General features: G+C 54.5%; 15 protein-coding genes and 1 pseudogene. 10 read left to right on the top strand and 6 right to left on the bottom strand.

Features of this window, described 5'->3' with window-relative positions; genetic code table 11:
- Positions 1-22: 22 nt before the first annotated feature.
- A complete protein-coding gene (locus WH367_RS16090) occupies positions 23-1006 on the bottom strand; it encodes an aldo/keto reductase (RefSeq protein WP_339536870.1) in 984 nt (327 codons plus the stop codon).
- A 68-nt stretch (positions 1007-1074) separates the two neighbouring features.
- On the opposite strand from WH367_RS16090, the gene WH367_RS16085 reads away from it, so the two are divergent.
- Together WH367_RS16085 and WH367_RS16080 are read left to right on the top strand one after the other, a co-directional pair.
- Positions 1075-1461 carry a MerR family transcriptional regulator gene (locus WH367_RS16085; protein WP_339536869.1) on the top strand — a complete coding sequence of 129 codons (387 nt, stop codon included), beginning with the start codon at positions 1075-1077 and terminating at the stop codon, positions 1459-1461.
- 649 nt (positions 1462-2110) lie between these two features.
- Positions 2111-2560, top strand: a complete 450-nt coding sequence (locus WH367_RS16080; RefSeq protein WP_182343896.1) for a DUF7919 family protein — start codon at positions 2111-2113, stop codon at positions 2558-2560.
- A 484-nt stretch (positions 2561-3044) separates the two neighbouring features.
- On the opposite strand, the gene WH367_RS16075 is transcribed toward WH367_RS16080, so the two are convergent.
- Positions 3045-3974, bottom strand: a complete 930-nt coding sequence (locus WH367_RS16075) for a LysR family transcriptional regulator (protein WP_339536868.1) — start codon at positions 3972-3974, stop codon at positions 3045-3047.
- Between the two features lie 20 nt (positions 3975-3994).
- Between WH367_RS16075 and WH367_RS16070 the strand changes: the two genes are divergently transcribed.
- From WH367_RS16070 to WH367_RS16035, 8 genes and pseudogenes are all read left to right on the top strand, one after another.
- Positions 3995-4423 (top strand): hypothetical protein, encoded by a 429-nt coding sequence (locus WH367_RS16070; protein WP_339536867.1) that lies wholly within the window; start codon positions 3995-3997, stop codon positions 4421-4423.
- Between the two features lie 38 nt (positions 4424-4461).
- The gene (locus tag WH367_RS16065; RefSeq protein WP_339536866.1) at positions 4462-4965 is read left to right on the top strand and encodes a hypothetical protein; all 504 of its coding nucleotides are present in this window, start codon (positions 4462-4464) and stop codon (positions 4963-4965) included.
- Between the two features lie 41 nt (positions 4966-5006).
- Positions 5007-6113: an alkene reductase gene (locus WH367_RS16060; protein WP_339536865.1), complete on the top strand. Its 1107-nt coding sequence runs from the start codon at positions 5007-5009 to the stop codon at positions 6111-6113.
- 43 nt (positions 6114-6156) lie between these two features.
- Positions 6157-7176, top strand: a complete 1020-nt coding sequence (locus tag WH367_RS16055) for a zinc-binding alcohol dehydrogenase family protein (RefSeq protein ID WP_339536864.1) — start codon at positions 6157-6159, stop codon at positions 7174-7176.
- A 3-nt stretch (positions 7177-7179) separates the two neighbouring features.
- Complete coding sequence (locus tag WH367_RS16050; protein WP_339536863.1) at positions 7180-7479, top strand: putative quinol monooxygenase; 300 nt, start codon at positions 7180-7182, stop codon at positions 7477-7479.
- A gap of 76 nt (positions 7480-7555) precedes the next feature.
- Positions 7556-8236 (top strand): SDR family oxidoreductase, encoded by a 681-nt coding sequence (locus WH367_RS16045; RefSeq protein ID WP_339536862.1) that lies wholly within the window; start codon positions 7556-7558, stop codon positions 8234-8236.
- Positions 8237-8402: 166 nt separating this feature from the next.
- A pseudogene (locus WH367_RS16040) lies at positions 8403-8773 on the top strand (transposase family protein); the annotation flags it as partial.
- A 138-nt stretch (positions 8774-8911) separates the two neighbouring features.
- Positions 8912-10450 carry an IS3 family transposase gene (locus tag WH367_RS16035; RefSeq protein WP_339536861.1) on the top strand — a complete coding sequence of 513 codons (1539 nt, stop codon included), beginning with the start codon at positions 8912-8914 and terminating at the stop codon, positions 10448-10450.
- Positions 10451-11195: 745 nt separating this feature from the next.
- Here WH367_RS16035 and WH367_RS16030 read toward each other — a convergent pair.
- The 4 genes from WH367_RS16030 to WH367_RS16015 all read right to left on the bottom strand — a co-directional run bounded on the left by WH367_RS16030 (position 11196) and on the right by WH367_RS16015 (position 15702).
- On the bottom strand, positions 11196-11849 hold the full coding sequence (locus tag WH367_RS16030) for an inovirus Gp2 family protein (protein ID WP_339536860.1): 654 nt from the start codon (positions 11847-11849) through the stop codon (positions 11196-11198).
- A 251-nt stretch (positions 11850-12100) separates the two neighbouring features.
- Complete coding sequence (locus tag WH367_RS16025; protein ID WP_339536859.1) at positions 12101-12292, bottom strand: helix-turn-helix transcriptional regulator; 192 nt, start codon at positions 12290-12292, stop codon at positions 12101-12103.
- A 324-nt stretch (positions 12293-12616) separates the two neighbouring features.
- Complete coding sequence (locus WH367_RS16020) at positions 12617-14206, bottom strand: YfjI family protein (RefSeq protein ID WP_339536858.1); 1590 nt, start codon at positions 14204-14206, stop codon at positions 12617-12619.
- 788 nt (positions 14207-14994) lie between these two features.
- The gene (locus tag WH367_RS16015; RefSeq protein ID WP_339536857.1) at positions 14995-15702 is read right to left on the bottom strand and encodes a Crp/Fnr family transcriptional regulator; all 708 of its coding nucleotides are present in this window, start codon (positions 15700-15702) and stop codon (positions 14995-14997) included.

Genomic DNA, 15702 nt, shown 5'->3' with positions numbered 1-15702 from the left:
GATGTGCGACAGGGCTCCATGCTCAGAGCGAAACGCCCTGAACTGCCGCCGCCAGCGGCTCAATGGCCGACATCTCCTGCTCATCCAATGCTACGGAGGCAGCCGCCACGTTCTCGGTAAGGCGCACTCTACGGCGCGTGCCGGGAATAGGCACGACGGTCACGTCGAACTGCCTGGCGCGCGTCTGCAGCCAGGCGAGTGCCAATTGCGCCGTCGAGATGCCACGGGCTTTGGCAAGCGCTTCCAACCTCGCCACCAGCCTCGAGTTCGACGCCTGGTTGTCTGGCTGGAAGCGCGGGAAGTGTCGGCGGAAATCATCAGCTTCCAACTGCTTGCCGAACGTAGCGCCGGTCAGGATACCGCGCCCCAATGGAGCGAATGGCACGATCGCCACACCCAGCGATGCCGCCAGCGGTGCGATCTCTTGCTCGATCTGGCGGCTAAACACCGACCATTCAGACTGCAACGCGGCGATGGGATGGACAGCATGCGCTGCACGCAACTCGTCAGCACTGACCTCGCACAAGCCGAGCGCCCGAACTTTACCGGCCTTCACCAGATCCGCCATCGCGCCCACTGAATCTTCCATGGGCACGTCAGTTGTGCGGCGGTGCATGTAGTAGAGGTCGATGGTGTCAATACCAAGACGCCGCAGCGATTGATCGACCGCATGCCGGATGTAGTCAGGGCGATTGCTGAGGCTCCAGTCATCGGGCCTCTCGACCGTACGCGTGTAGCCGAACTTGGTGGCGATCACCACGCGCTGCCGGTTGGCCTTCACAAACGGCGCGAGGAACGATTCGTTGGCGCCCAGACCGTACATGTCTGCGGTATCGAACAGCGTCACACCCAAGGCGAGCGCCCGTTCCAGTGTTGCGCGTGCCTCTTCGGTGTCAGTGGCGCCATAGAATTCGCTCATACCCATGCAGCCTAGACCCTGTATGCCCACGAGTGGGCCGTCTATACCGAGATGAACGCGAGGGAGTTTTGTGGTGGAAGATTGCATGGCGTTGGATCCAAGTGGAAAAATCATTGTTATAAGCACGTAGTTAACTACGTGGTCAAGGAGACGGCATGCTGTTGTCGGAGTTTGCGAAGGAGGCGGGGTTGTCGCCCGAGACGGTCCGCTTCTATGTGGGGAAGGGCCTGCTGAAGCCGCGTCGCGGCGTGCTGGGTGGCAGCAATCCGTACCAGGTGTTCTCTGCCGATGACGTGACCGCTGTGCGGATGATTCAGCTGCAGAAATCGCTAGGCTATTCCTTGAGCGAGATCTCGGCGCTCAACTGCGAGTACCGGCAGGGTGCAAAGTCCGCCGCGCGCACGGGGCAGATCCTGCGACACCAGATAGACAAGTTGCAATCGCAGCGCGCAGCACTCGATGCAGCTCTCACCTTCTTGACCGAGAAGCTGGCATGGGTCGAAGCCGGCAAGCCTGGCGATGCGCCCCAGTTCCCGTGCTGAGGCTCCTTGGTTTGGAGCCAGCACCATCTACTTGGGCATCAACGAGGGTTCAGCGGCGAAGCTCCTGCTTGGGAAGCACGGCAGGGGCTTCTGCTGTTCGAGACCCTCTCCGTATCCATCCGCTTCTTCGGTGGCATGTGGTTTGCCTTTGCCGCTTTGGCTCGGCTCATATCGCTAACGCCTGCGCACTTTTCCGAAGCGAGCCAAGTCACCGCTTTGACGGCTATTCTCGCGCTGGCTCCTGGCACGCAGTTCGCAGGAAATCTGCCCAGCATGGCGCTTCGCACGTTATGTCGTAGATGGCCGCACAACGCTGGAAAACACCCAATTGGGGCGCCTTGCTGATGGCCAATATCGTGGAAAAGTCAATCGCTTCAAGCTGGCCCGAGTGGTAAATGCCAACTGAAAGCAAGACTGTGGCTCTGCAGGCAGAAGGCACCAGTCTGGCAAATGCGCTCATGACGAGCTGAGCCCACTTTTTGTCACTTACCGATGTCCGCTTTGGGTCGAGCAGCAACAGTCATGCGCCGCCACTTGGAGCTGCTGGTACGATGCCTCAATTCGGCCAGAAGCGGAAGTTCAACTGAGATTTTCTAGCTTCGGATATGCTCGCTTGCAAATTGGCCAAACCGACTGTTGGAGTTTTTGCATGAGCAGAATTGATGATTTGGAACCATGCACATATTTGCCGTTGCCGTCTGAGAAATTGGTCGCTGTCGGGTGGCTTGATTTGAGTTCGGACATCGAGCATGGACATGTGAGTCGCGAGTTTCTTGAACGCTTGAAATCGCTGTGCAAAGAACCTTGGCAACCCGTCGTGGCTGCTGGTAGGCATGCTTGCAGCCTATGCCAGTACGACGCTCCCGAATTTTCTGACAACGTCTTCGTTCCATACCAAGGCAAGATTTACGTGGCTCCTGTGGCTATTGTTCATTACATCTCAACGCACTGGTATGTTCCGCCGGAAGTATTCATTTCTGCAGTCAATGCATGTCCAACGATGAATTCCATGGAATACAAAAGAGCTCTATTGGCAAATGGAGGGCGCAACCTTACGTCAAGGCGTCTTAGTGCGTGGGTAGATCAGCAGTTCAATTGAATGGCTGCTACGGGTCGATAGCGCCTATTCATGCACAGCGATAGCGGACATCTAGCAGTCACTTGGATGGCCCTGATGGCCAGCGTCTGCTGCTAGCGTGAAAGCCGTCACCGCTTCGGCTTGAACATTCGCGCGCGGATGACCGCTATGCGGTGGTGAGCGAACCCGCGCGATGAGACCATGGGTGGCAGCAACCGCTGCGAAGTCGTCGTCCAAGAATACGATGCCCGTTCAATGCTTAGAGCTGCCCTCCGTGGATTCATCGGTGAATATCGATAGCAGTCAATGAATTCAGCGTCTTCAACGACATTGACACCTCCACCTGCCTAGGTATTGGGTGGGCTCTCCAGCGAGCTGGAAATTGAGGTGGAGGTCCTCCGCAAACTGTTTGCGTCGTTATGGTGGGGCTTTATCACGCTGTTGATTTCGACTCTCGAACCAACGCAGGAGTGGGGCGTTGAGCCAGGCTAGCAATACCCTCAGTTCAAGCGCGAACGAACCAAGCCTCTTGAGAACCCGAGTAGCTCGCCGTACGCCGTGAGATAAAGTCACGCAGGCACCGAACCAGAGGCGTCACTTGGCGACGGCTTGGCACCACCAGAAACAGTGGCGCCGCCTCGGTCGTCCATTGGGAACAAAGGGATTGAAGCCGTCCCATTGCCAGATCGGCGGCGACGTCGAAGCCAGCCTTGTAAGCAATGCCTTTGCCCAGCAGCGCCCAGCGCCTGACCGCATCTCCATCGTTAGATACATTAACGCTCTTGACCCGCACGCTGATCTCGGGCGCATCTCCAAGAGAGAAACGCCATCGGTCATGGATATCTTCCCCAAACATGAAGCACAGGCAGTCGTGTTCGCTCAGGTCATGCGGCGTGGCTGGTGCACCGTGCTTGGCAAGATAGGAAGGGGCAGCGCACAACACCCGGCGGTTCCAGGCTGCCAGAGGCAAGGCAACGAGATTGGAGTCCGGAGGCTTGCCGTAGCGAATGGCGGCATCTACAGGTTCGCTATAGACGTTGGCCATGCGATCAGACAACTGCAGCCTGATATCGACATGAGGATGTAAATCCTGAAACTCGTTTAGCCAAGGGAGCAAAAGGTTGCGACCGAAATCCGATGGTGCAGAGAGCTTTAGTACTCCCCGCAAGGCCTGTTCGCCAGCGGCAAGCTGCTCGCCGGCCTGTTGGAGCGCCGCCAAAGCCGGGCGACATTGATCCAGAAATACCTCGCCGTGCGGCGTCAAGCGCATGCTGCGCGTGGAGCGTAAGAACAGCGGCACGCCCAACTCTCCCTCCAAGCGCTTAAGCGCCGCGCTGGCTGCGGCCGGAGTCAGGTCGAGTGCGCGCGCGGTGGATGACAGGCTGCCGTTATCTGCAGTGCGCACAAAGATGTCGAGGTCGTTCAGTGCTTTCATCCCTGCATTTTCAGGAATGCATGCTTTATTTACAAATATTCTTTGAAAATACTTTCAACCTTAGAGGTATTTTTCAAAAGAAACAACTGTTGGAAGATTGCGGCATCCAACACAGGATCTGCAACATGTCCTCTTCCGCATCCAGCTCTTCATCCCGCATGCCTATAGCCCTCGCGAACCTGACCCTATCGGAGTTCGCCATCGGCATAGCCGACTTTGGGAGCGCCGGCATCCTCTTGCGGGTTGCCCGATCGCAGCGCTTCAGCGACGTCGCTGTCGGAAATCTGATCACCGCCTGCGTTCTGGCAACCGTGATTGGCGGCCAGATCCAGACAATCTATCTGTCTCGCTTCGAGGGAAAGAGGATGCTTATCGGCTCGATGCTGATGGCGGAGGAGCGCCATGCCAAGGCTAACTCTAGCCCTAACGTGAGTGTCAACAACGTCTGAACTGCGCCAGTCTCATTTCTTTTGAAATCGCTTTAGCCATGTTCAGCCACAACCAGCCCCAACCTCCGGCCACCTCCAACGAGAGCGCCTCCACCAATGCTTTTGTAGCGGAATGGCGATTCGACCATCTCAGCGTGTCAATGGGGGCAGACCATGCGCTACGCAGACTGTTCGAGGGTGTGATGGGCTTCCAGACCGGCTTTCGACCCCCGTTTCCTTTCCCGGGACGCTGGCTCTACCAAGACAAGCAAGCCATCTTGCACGCGATCGACGATACGTCGCTATCAGCCGACGCTGGCGAGCTGCGCTTCAATCACATCGCGTTCACGAGCACACAGCCGGCGTCCACCGTCATCGCGCAACTGCAGACCACTGCTTTTCCGTTCAAGGTCGCGCGCATTCCCGAAGACAGCATCGCGCAAATCTTCGTGCAGCTCCCCGGAAATTTTGTGGTCGAGCTCGATGTGCCCGATGACACCGACCGCCCCCCAAGCCATGTCTACAGCGCGACTTGCAGCGCGCCGTCAGCAGACAACTTTTGACCAACTACCTTTATACCTGCCCCGTTCAACGAAAGAACCGCATGACGATAGCCACCACAGCCCTGTTTCGCCCTCTCGAGCTCGGACCGCTCAACCTGCCCAACCGCATCGTAATGGCCCCCATGACGCGCAGCCGTACCAGCCAGCCAGGCGACGTGCCCAATAAATTGATGGCCACATATTACGCGCAACGCGCCAGCGCCGGCTTGATAGTCTCGGAAGCTACACAGATCTCTCGCCAGGGCCAGGGCTACAGCTTTACCCCCGGTATCTATTCCGAAGCACAGGTGGATGGCTGGCGCCGTGTCACGGATACAGTGCATGCCGCCGGCGGACGCATGGTGCTGCAGCTGTGGCACGTGGGCCGTATGTCGCATGCCAGCTTCCATTCCGATGGCTTGCCGGTTGCACCATCGGCGCTGTCGCCTGAAGCCCAGGTCTGGGTTGTAGGTGACGATGGTGTTGGCCGCATGGTCGATTGCCCGGTGCCGCGTGCACTGAGCACGCACGACATTCAGGAGGTGATCGCCGACTTCCGTCGGGGTGCGGCCAATGCGATGCGCGCAGGGTTTGATGGCGTGGAGATTCATGGCGGCAACGGCTATCTGATCGATCAGTTCCTACGCACCACCTCCAATCACCGCTCCGATGCCTATGGAGGCAGTATCTCCCAGCGCACGCGCTTTGCCCAAGAGGTGGCGACCGCTGTGGCCAGCGAGGCCGGTGCGGAGCGCACTGGCATTCGACTGGCGCCCTTCATTACGCAACGAAACATGAACTGCCCGGAAATCATTCCCACCATCCTGAATCTGGCGAAGAAGCTCGATGACATCGGCCTGGCCTATATCCATCTCTCGGAAGCAGATTGGGACAACGCCCCGAAGATTCCGGAAGACTTTCGCCATGAACTGCGCCGCGCATACCAAGGCAAGGTGATCGTTGCAGGCAAGTACGACGCGCCACGCGCCGAAGCCATATTGATGAACGGCTTGGCAGACCTTGTGGCCTTCGGCCGACCTTTCATTGCCAACCCGGACCTGCCAGCGCGCTACGCATCGAATCTGCCGCTGGCCGCATTCGACGCGAAGGCGCTCTTTGGCGGCGATGCGCGCGGCTACTCAGATTACGCCGCCCTCACTACTGCCTGAAACACTACCTTCTCTTCAATTCTTCACCCTTGAAAGCAAGATCATGAAAGCCATTGGATATCAAAAGCCCCAGGCCATCAGCCAACCCGATTCGCTGATCGACATTACTCTACCAGAGCCAGTAGCCACCGGCCGCGACCTGCTGGTCGAGGTCAAGGCCGTATCCGTTAATCCGGTGGATACCAAGGTGCGCGCCAGCGGTTCGCCCGCTGAAGGGCAAACATACAAGGTGCTCGGCTGGGATGCCAGCGGCATCGTAAAGGCCGTTGGCCCCGATGTCACGCTGTTCACGCCGGGCGACCATGTGTGGTACGCTGGCTCCATAGCGCGTCCAGGCACCAACAGCGAGCTGCACTTGGTGGACGAGCGTATTGTGGGCCACGCGCCCAAGTCTCTGGACTTCGCACAAGCTGCAGCCCTGCCTCTGACCGCCATCACTGCGTGGGAAATGCTGTTCGACCGCCTCGGCATCGAGCCGGGTAAACAGCCTAGCCGGAAGACTCTGCTAATCATCGGTGCATCAGGCGGCGTGGGCTCCATCCTCACACAGTTGGCCACGCGGCTGACTAGCCTCACCGTCATTGGGACTGCATCACGGCCTGAAACGCAGGCCTGGGTCAAAGAACTCGGTGCCCACCATGTGATTGATCACAGCAAGCCGATTGCCGAAGAACTCAAACGTATCGGCTTTCCATTGGTGGACCATATCGTGAGTCTCACGCAGACCGACCAGCACTTTGCACAGATCGTTGAGGCGATCGCGCCCCAAGGGAAATTTGGTCTGATTGACGATCCTGAGTCTCTGGACATCACGAAGTTCAAGCGCAAGGCGGTGTCGGTGCACTGGGAACTGATGTTCACCCGCGCCTTGTTTAGTACTAACGACATGATCGGCCAACACCGCCTCCTCAACGAAGTTGCGGCATTGGTCGATGCCGGCCTGATCCGCACCACGCTGGCCGAGCGTTTCGGCACCATTAATGCAACCAACCTCAAGCGCGCCCATGCCCTGATCGAATCGGGCAAGGCGCGCGGCAAGGTAGTGCTGGAAAACTGGAGCTAAGCCATGCAGACAACGACCATTTTCAACCTGGCTATTCTTGAAGCGAAGGTAGGCCAGCATGACGTTCTGCGCGAAGCGCTGCGTGCATTGGTGCCATTAACCCGCCAAGAGCCCGGATGCCTGGACTACACACTTTTTGAGCGATCGGACTCCCCGGGCACCTTCTATATGCGTGAGTCATTCAGGGACCAAGCAGCGTTGGACGTACATTTCTCCATGCCTTATTTCAAAGCATTCGAGCGCCGTTTCGACGAGTTACTGTCATGCCCATTGCAACTGGTGGGCCTGAAAGAAGTGCTCTAACCAACGGATTTACCTGCTGTCGAGTCAGCCTTGTTGTTGCCGAGGCTGATCCGTCACAACTATTTTTGAGGAAATCATGAACACCCATCAGTTCAATGATAGGACTGTCTCAGTCGTTGTAGGCGGTCACACCGGCATCGGCCGTGCAGTCGCACAGGCTCTGGCCGAGCGCCCTGGCCGCGTGGAAGTCGTGAGCCGCCGGAACGGGCTAGATCTCGCTGATGAAAGGGCCATCGCCACCTACTTCGAACGCCTCGGTCCCATCGACCATTTGGTCATAACAGCGGGCTCGGCTGCACCAGGCGGCAAGCTGGGCGAAGTCGATATCGATGCAGCCAAGGCAGCCTTCGACATCAAGTTCTGGGGCACCGTCACGGCAGCGCGAGAAGCCGCGAAGCACTTACGGTCCGGCGGCACGATCACGCTGACATCGGGCTTCCTGTCGCGCCGTGCAACTGCCGGAACCTATGTCAAGACGGCTATGAACGCAGCGCTCGAAGCCGTTGCGAAAGTGTTGGCCAAGGAGTTGGCACCCTTACGCGTTAATGTTGTCAGCCCCGGATTGACCGACACGGAGGCTTATGCGGCGATGTCGCATGAGGCACGGCATGCCATGCTTGAGAGTGCCGCGACACATCTGCCGGCGAGACGTCACGGGCGTGCCAAAGACGTGGCGAACGGCTATCTGTACGCGATCGACAACCCCTTTATGACTGGTGCCATCATTGATATTGATGGCGGAGCGCAGATCGGTTGAACACACCCGCTGACGGGCGGTCAGTGCAGATCCAGGCCGTGCCTATCCTGCAGTTTTTGATCGCCGCCTTCATGCTGCCGGCAGCGCGGGAATTCCGGCTGACAGTGCACATTCCATACGTATCTGGCGGTAAAACTGCCAACTTCAAAAAGTGCTTCGTGGGTAGCCGAAGGCGGTCCGAACCGACAACGCACCGGAGTTCACCAGCCGGGCATTTATGACTTGGCCGCTAGCGCATGGCATTCGCCATATCCTGATCCAGCGGGGGCGTCCAATGCAAACGGCTACATCGAGAGCTCCAAAGGCAAGTTTCGTGACGAACACCTCAACGAGTGCTGGTTCCAGACCTTGCACCAGCCCCGGGTGGCAACGGCTGTCTAGCGCACGGACTACAACGAAATGAGGCCGCACAGCAGCCTGGGACGCATGCCACCGGCTCGCTTCTCCGAGCTGCATCAACCCGCCACCACTCCATTGATGAACCTTAAACCCTGGACTTCCACTGTTGATTGGGACGTATACAGGGGGCAGGTCTAGTTATCCGCTAACTACAAGATGTTTGACTACATCGCTCGTGGATGCAACGGTCTACGCTCGAACCTTTGCTGTTAGGGCCGATGCAATCTTGACCAGCAGGGGGTGCGGACGAAAACTTGGACTGCCAGGAGGTAGTTCATGTATTCATACGAAGATCGCATTCGAGCCGTTGAGCTCTACATCAAGCTGGGCAAGCGCACCGGGACGACTATCCGCCAGCTGGGCTACCCGACGAAGAACGCTTTGAAGAGCTGGCATGAGGAGTACGAGCGGCGCCTGGACCTGTCGTCCGGTTACGTGCGCTCGAAGCCGAAGTACTCTCAAATTCAGAAGGAGCAGGCTGTCGAACACTACGCCGCGCAGGGGCGCTGCATTGCCTCCACGGTCAAGGCGTTGGGCTATCCGTGCCGCGATTTGCTGCGTGCCTGGATTGATGAGCTGGACCCCGAGTCCCGGCAGCGTGTTGTCGGCAGGGCCGTCTGTGAACCATGGCCGCCGCAACTGAAGAAGCAGGCGGTCCTCGAGCTGTGCACTCGTGAGGCAAGTGCGCAGGTGGTTGCCCAGAAGCTTGGCGTGAGCAGGCCCACGTTGTACAACTGGAAGAACCAGCTTCTGGGACGGGAGGCACCCGCATCAATGAAACACACCAATCAATCTCCTCAGGTACGAGAGCGCGACGAGCTCGAGCGTCAGCTTGAGGCTTTGCGGCTCGAGGTCAGGCAATTGCGGCTCGAGCAAGACCTCTTGAACAAGGCCAATGAACTGTTAAAAAAAGGCCTGGGTGTCGATCTGCAGCTCCTGTCCAACCGGGAGAAGACACTGCTGATTGACGCCCTCAAGGAGCACTATGGCTTGCCAGAGCTTCTTGCTCAGTTGGGTCTTGCGCGGAGCTCGTACTTCTACCATCGAGCCCGTGCAGCGGTGGGCGATAAGTACCTTGAAGTAAGGCAGTCCATCACCGAGATCTTCGAGTCGAACCATCGCTGCTACGGCTACCGCAGGCTGCAGGCCTCGCTCACCAGGCAAGATGTCACCATATCCGAGAAGGTGGTGCAGCGCTTGATGAAGCAAGAGAGCCTGATCGTGGCCAAGCCCAAGCGGCGCCGGTATGCGTCCTACCTTGGCGAGATCAGCCCCGCGCCCGACAACATCATCAACCGAGACTTCCGGGCGGCGGCACCGAACGAGAAGTGGCTCACGGACATCACAGAGTTCCAGATCCCCGCCGGCAAGGTCTATCTCTCGCCGATCATTGATTGCTTTGACGGGATGGTGGTGAGCTGGACCATTGGCACGAGCCCTGACGCGGAGCTGGTCAATACCATGCTGGATGCAGCCATCGAGACGGTGACAGACACCGCTGACCGGCCTGTGCTCCACTCCGACCGCGGCGGCCACTACCGCTGGCCAGGCTGGCTATCGAGAATGAGTGATGCCAACCTCATCCGCTCGATGTCCCGCAAGGCCTGTTCTCCGGACAATGCGGCTTGCGAAGGCTTCTTCGGTCGCCTCAAGAACGAACTGTTCTATCCTCGGGACTGGAAGAGCGTCACCATTGCGCAGTTCATTCAGGTAGTAGACGACTACATTCGCTGGTACAACGAAAAGCGGATCAAGATATCCCTTGGCTCACTCAGTCCCATCGAATACCGGGTGAGCCTCGGACTTACGGCATAACACCAGTCCAAGTTTTTATCCGCACCCCCTTTGTGGTTTAGCTGATCAGATTTGCATCGGCGCTAACACCTTAGGCAGATATTGTGTTGCATTGACCAGTTGAATCCGCACCTTGCAGCAGCCCATGCTGAGCGAGAACCTCAACTGACCGGGGAGCAATGCGAAGGTACTTCATTCCTGACGCCAGCACGAGTCGTCGAATTTCGTGCCTATGGCGCCCAGGATGGGGCCTTACATCACCATGACGACAGCTGGTAGGCCTTGACTGCAGTCGCTCCAGATCGCTGGCCCGAGGCTGTGTAACTTACGCGGAATCTGTTCGACCTTCAGGCAGACGGCGCCAAATGGGCTGATGCGAGTACCTATCTCCAATGCGTATTCACGCTGAGCGATGTCCACAGAACTTCTTCCCCAGGAGATCCATATCGACGGGTTCTTGCACCTCGTGGGCGATGAAGACATTGATCTTGGGTGCCATTTGTGCAGGAAGAATAAAGCAAGTCATCTTTCGCAGTCGATGTTTATGCTCTATGCCCCCAATACCTTTGTCTCCTTTTAACAATTACTGAACCGCCCTGTACTTCTTTCGCATGCCACGGTCGCGCTCACAGTTGAACCGGCCTTATTTTTCAGGGAAAAAATCTGCAATTGGCCTCTGTAATGCCATCTGTTGAATGTTGGTTTCAACATAAAGGCAAGTGCTCTATGTAGCTCAGAAACATGCCCTCTAATCTTTAAATACAGCTCAGGTTCGACTTCCCCCGAAAGAGTGGATACCTTGCTCGTAGTCTTTGGTCTCCATTTTGCACAAATAGCTTGCGCGATAAAACGCGTCTTGAAATGACTTGGAATCATTCCTCCTAATGCAATATGTTGGATTGGGGGGGATGTGAATCAGACCTAAAAGATCTTCTGGATAGATCCCCAAAGCACTTCCCCATGCTTCATGAATTCGAGAGTACATGTTATCGCTCTCAAGATCAAACTTGCCAATGGACCTATACGCATCGTGATTCAAGAGCAGGACAACGTGATAGTGAACTCCACCAAAGCTACTAACTTCTCTGCACCAGAGGAATCGCACCTCGGTACCGTGAACCCGGTTGCCTTCCTTTCTGCTTTGAGCTTGGGAGTGTTTTATTTTCGCTTTGAGTGAGGCGATGAACTTGGTCATCAATTGGTTGCTATTCTTCGTGATCTGATCGCAGCTATCAGGTACGTGTAAATCAAAACGAAGCATGCAAACGCGCCCATATTCATCCAATGCCTTTTGAAAAGTTTTAAAAGTTTTGTCCAAGTACTCTTTGATGACGAGTCCGTGCTTCAATTGGATCTCATAACCCTCGTAAGTAGGCTCGGTGGAGATGTGATGGTTTGTATTGAAAGGATTGCGCTTCATGATGTATGCTTTGAAGTTGTTTGAGGCATACGTTTGGTGTTTGATAGAAAATATCCATCTTTAAATATTAAAGGCTTAAATTAAGTCCGCTGAGGTGGCCTTTGCTCATTTTTTGCTTTTTATTAATAATACTTAAACATACAGCAATAGATAAATGGATCAAAGAGGCTTTTATAAGAATTCTCAGAAAATATGAAAAAGGGCAGCCGATTGACTGCCCTTTGTTTTTTTGCGCTCACTCTTGAAAATAATTAATTGAGGCTTTGATCTCTGGCCGAGATCCGGCTCTGAATCCAGGTATCAACTTCCGACTCCATCCAGCCGACTGCACGCAATCCTAAAGGGATCGGCTTGGGGAAGGTCTCGTCTTTGACGAGCATGTACAGAGTTGTTTTCCCGAGACTTGTTTTGAACAAAACTTCTTTCAGCTTTAATACGCGCATGATGAGTTCCAATGATTAAGACATTGGATATGTCAATGCGAAGTAATTTCGATAAATAAATTTCTCTGCTTCACACGGTGGTGGCATCTTTATAGCGATATTTCTCAGGTGAGCTAGTAGATGTATCTGCGGTGATGCATATGTGGACCTTCGCCATCCGCATTCATCCAACAAAGAATTTCCTTGGGCCCTGGAGACCGGATCTGAAGTGCATTCTGGGTTTGAGGTATGGCAGATTTTAGATATTTTGGCATCATAAGTGGCAAAGATAATTTTGCTACTGTAGCAAAGGTAGCAAAAATAGCAGACTAAAAATTAGGCAATTTATTTGGCATTTTCCCGTTTTATAACGTTATTCATGGCGAAGTCATCGCTTCTCAGTCCTCCACCCCCAAATGCTTCTTGGTGCGCTGTGAGGTTTGATGGGAGGGGGCTAATTCCCGTATTTGGTGGGAAGCTGCTTCGTAAAATAATATTCTTAGGCGTGTCGTTCTTGTTGTTATAGATCAAACCTCGACTCTCCAGGTTGGCAATGGCCCGTTGTGTTTTCTCTTTTCCCCGGATGGAGCTTGTGGCTTTTTGATAGATATGGCGAACGAGGAACTGGTGCCCCACGTGGTAATTATGTCTTTCCAGCCACTGAAGCAGTACATTGCCCATGTCTTCATCAGAAGGTTCATTTTTCACTGTTTTGATGAACTTGAGGTGTTGCGCTGTATACCATTGCAATATGTACCAAGCTGAATTAAGTGTCTTGGCACTTATCGTCTCTTCGGTGGCATCAAATGCATGGATTAATGCAGCAATTCTTGCCAAGTTGTTTCCAAGCTTTGATGCCAGTGCATTGTGTCCATGGAGTTCCCTTTGGGGATTGATCAGTTGTTCGATTTTTGTTCGAAGCGCGATGTAATTGTTTTCTGCTTCAGGACTGAAATCTAGATTGTCATATGCTTGATTGGATTTTATTCTTTCGGCGCTCTTTTTAAGCCAGTAATGCATTCTTTCTTTGAATTTGTTCAATGCATTGGATTCATTGTCTTGGGTTGATCTCTTCTGTTCAACCCTAGATCCCTGCATGCTGGTAGGCATTGATAATAGGAATCGCGAAAGCAAGCCGGAGTTGACTGCCAAATAGTCTTTTTTGCTGAGGAAATTGCTGAACGGCTGGTGTTGCATCATCAAGGAAATACTAAGACGCGCATTCTGGAGTTCATAGCTGTCTGAGCCCATACGATCAATGTTGATATAGGTGTCTCCATCCCACAGTTCATTGAATGGCCCAAGGCTTTGAAACGTTCTACTCTCCAATACTGACAGGCCTTCGCTGGATTGGATAGTGCCTGCAGGCCAATTTTCCGATAGATTCTTTAAGAGAGCTCCTATGGTTGCATTGGAATACAGCAGGCGTAGTTGGCGTGGGGGTAGAGGTTCTTTCTTTGTGAGATCATCAAATGCATCGCGCAGAGAACTGAGGTCTTCATTATTTTTAATTGCATACCGCATGGATTTATCCAAATCTTCCTTTTGAAGATCCCAGATGTATTTTTCACGCAGGTAAGTCTTCAATAGATCTGCATACTGCTGCTTCTGTTGCTCTTCAAATTCACGAATGGCTTGGGTGAATATTTTGTCAGTGCCCGTTTTTCGTTCGCCGGATTCAGCAATTGTGACTACGAATAGACTCGTGGGAATTGTTTCTCCTGTTGGTGCCTGGACGTTGATTGCACCCTGGCAAGCGATCGCCATAGACGACAGCATTGAAGATGCAATGAGTCCAATCGGAGCCTGTACTTTATACTGAACTTCATAAATAATCTCTGCCAGATTTTTCGGCAAAAAACCTATAGGGAATACGTCAGGGTTTGTAATGAAATTGATGTTTCCAAAGGAGCTAGAGAGGCTTGATTCATTCATAGGCTGCGAGATTGATATATTTTCTTGTGAGACAAGTACTCGAAATGGAGCACACATGAACTTAGTGCTTTGCATCAATGTATTTGCCCATTCTCGCATCATCTGGCGGCGCGTCTCCAGCGCTTCTCAACTTTGCTCTCCAAGGTGTGTGTAAGAGCCTGCTCGACGACCTCTCTTGGAAAGTTGGTTTGCACTCCTGCTCTGTCTCTGAAGGTGGCGCGAAATCCTTGGAGTACAACATCAACATTCTTGAGTCGCATCACGGCTGTTATAGTCAATCACGGCTGTCATCGTCATATTGGAGGGCCTTTGGGCCCGGAAATGGTAGTCCCCTGTCTCCGATATACAGAAGCGACTTCAAAAATCTATGCAGTCTTCGTACGTGGTCTCACTCCGGTTTCTCGGCCTGGTGGAGAGGGTAGTCGTACATTTCTATCTTCGACCCACTTTGGGATCCCATATGTTGCTCTAGTGGATGCTGGAGTTGGGGCTGTGAAATTTAACGCGCCTTCATAGGCGGTGGCTCGACAGGGGTGCTGAGAGTCAACGCTCTAATGGCTTAGAAGTGGGGGTACAAGTGGGGGTATGAAGAATGGTGATAAATTGTTAGAGTCAAGATTCTATGGTGATCATATGGAAACATTCAATTGACGCCAGCCCACCATACAGCACAACGCCACACAAGAGGAATGCCTCTGTGTGGCGTTATTTTTTGCCCATTCGGTTGTCTTTGGTTGTCCAGAAAATCACACCGGAATCACACGGGTCTCATTCAACCGCCCTCAAACTCAGTACTCATAGCGCCTCAAACCCTCAATATCTTTCAACCGCACCGTACGGTAGCCCACCTCCAGCAAATCTTGCTTTTCCAGCTCCAACAAAGCCTCGTTGAAGCGGGCGCGGGAGACCTGGCAGAAGTCGGCCAGCTCGCTTTGGGTGATGTTGAGCAAGCCGGCATCGGGGAAGGGAAAGTTCAGCGGTGTGATGAGGGAGCCCAGGCTTTGCGCGACCCGGCCGGTGACGCTCAGGCATTGCTTGGCAGTCAGCAGGCGCATCAATTGGTGGCTGCGCTCGGCCATCAGTTCCAGCAAAAACTGGCTGAACGTGGCAGATTGCTGGCGCAGCGCCTGGAAGGCGTGGGCAGGCAATGTCAGCATGGTCAGGTCATGCAAGGCGATGGCATCGCAGTCCATGGCCATGTGCGGGCGTAGCAAATAGGTTTCGCCAAACCAGCTGCCGGCGTAGCCGCACAAGGTGATGGAGCGGCCATCGGGCGTGGGCACGCAGATTTTGGCTGCGCCGCGCGTGACCCCGGTCCAACCCGTGGGGACGTCGCCCGCCTTCCACAGGTACTGGCCCGCATGCACATGGCGTACCTGCAGATGGGCGTGCACCAACTCTTGCGCCTGTGCTTTGCTCACCGTGTGTGCCCACATGCAATGCTGCCACTGGCCGAGCACCTGGTCCTTGCTGAGAAATGCGGCCTTGGGTTTCAT

The sequence above is a fragment of the Comamonas sp. MYb21 genome, assembly GCF_037479395.1.
GTDB lineage: Bacteria > Pseudomonadota > Gammaproteobacteria > Burkholderiales > Burkholderiaceae_C > Comamonas.
The sequence above is the reverse complement of the archived record's forward strand: the minus strand, read 5'-3'. Positions and strand labels throughout refer to the sequence as shown.

Bases quoted from the DNA above. Each gene is read 5' to 3' on its own strand.
- WH367_RS16060 (WP_339536865.1), top strand. From the start codon at position 5,007: ATGACGATAGCCACCACAGCCCTGTTTCGCCCTCTCGAGCTCGGACCG.
- WH367_RS16035 (WP_339536861.1), top strand. From the start codon at position 8,912: ATGTATTCATACGAAGATCGCATTCGAGCCGTTGAGCTCTACATCAAG.
- WH367_RS16050 (WP_339536863.1), top strand. From the start codon at position 7,180: ATGCAGACAACGACCATTTTCAACCTGGCTATTCTTGAAGCGAAGGTA.
- WH367_RS16015 (WP_339536857.1), bottom strand. From the start codon at position 15,702: ATGAAACCCAAGGCCGCATTTCTCAGCAAGGACCAGGTGCTCGGCCAG.
- WH367_RS16045 (WP_339536862.1), top strand. From the start codon at position 7,556: ATGAACACCCATCAGTTCAATGATAGGACTGTCTCAGTCGTTGTAGGC.
- WH367_RS16085 (WP_339536869.1), top strand. From the start codon at position 1,075: ATGCTGTTGTCGGAGTTTGCGAAGGAGGCGGGGTTGTCGCCCGAGACG.
- WH367_RS16080 (WP_182343896.1), top strand. From the start codon at position 2,111: ATGAGCAGAATTGATGATTTGGAACCATGCACATATTTGCCGTTGCCG.
- WH367_RS16075 (WP_339536868.1), bottom strand. From the start codon at position 3,974: ATGAAAGCACTGAACGACCTCGACATCTTTGTGCGCACTGCAGATAAC.
- WH367_RS16055 (WP_339536864.1), top strand. From the start codon at position 6,157: ATGAAAGCCATTGGATATCAAAAGCCCCAGGCCATCAGCCAACCCGAT.
- WH367_RS16070 (WP_339536867.1), top strand. From the start codon at position 3,995: ATGCTTTATTTACAAATATTCTTTGAAAATACTTTCAACCTTAGAGGT.
- WH367_RS16030 (WP_339536860.1), bottom strand. From the start codon at position 11,849: ATGAAGCGCAATCCTTTCAATACAAACCATCACATCTCCACCGAGCCT.
- WH367_RS16090 (WP_339536870.1), bottom strand. From the start codon at position 1,006: ATGCAATCTTCCACCACAAAACTCCCTCGCGTTCATCTCGGTATAGAC.
- WH367_RS16020 (WP_339536858.1), bottom strand. From the start codon at position 14,206: ATGAATGAATCAAGCCTCTCTAGCTCCTTTGGAAACATCAATTTCATT.
- WH367_RS16065 (WP_339536866.1), top strand. From the start codon at position 4,462: ATGTTCAGCCACAACCAGCCCCAACCTCCGGCCACCTCCAACGAGAGC.
- WH367_RS16025 (WP_339536859.1), bottom strand. From the start codon at position 12,292: ATGCGCGTATTAAAGCTGAAAGAAGTTTTGTTCAAAACAAGTCTCGGG.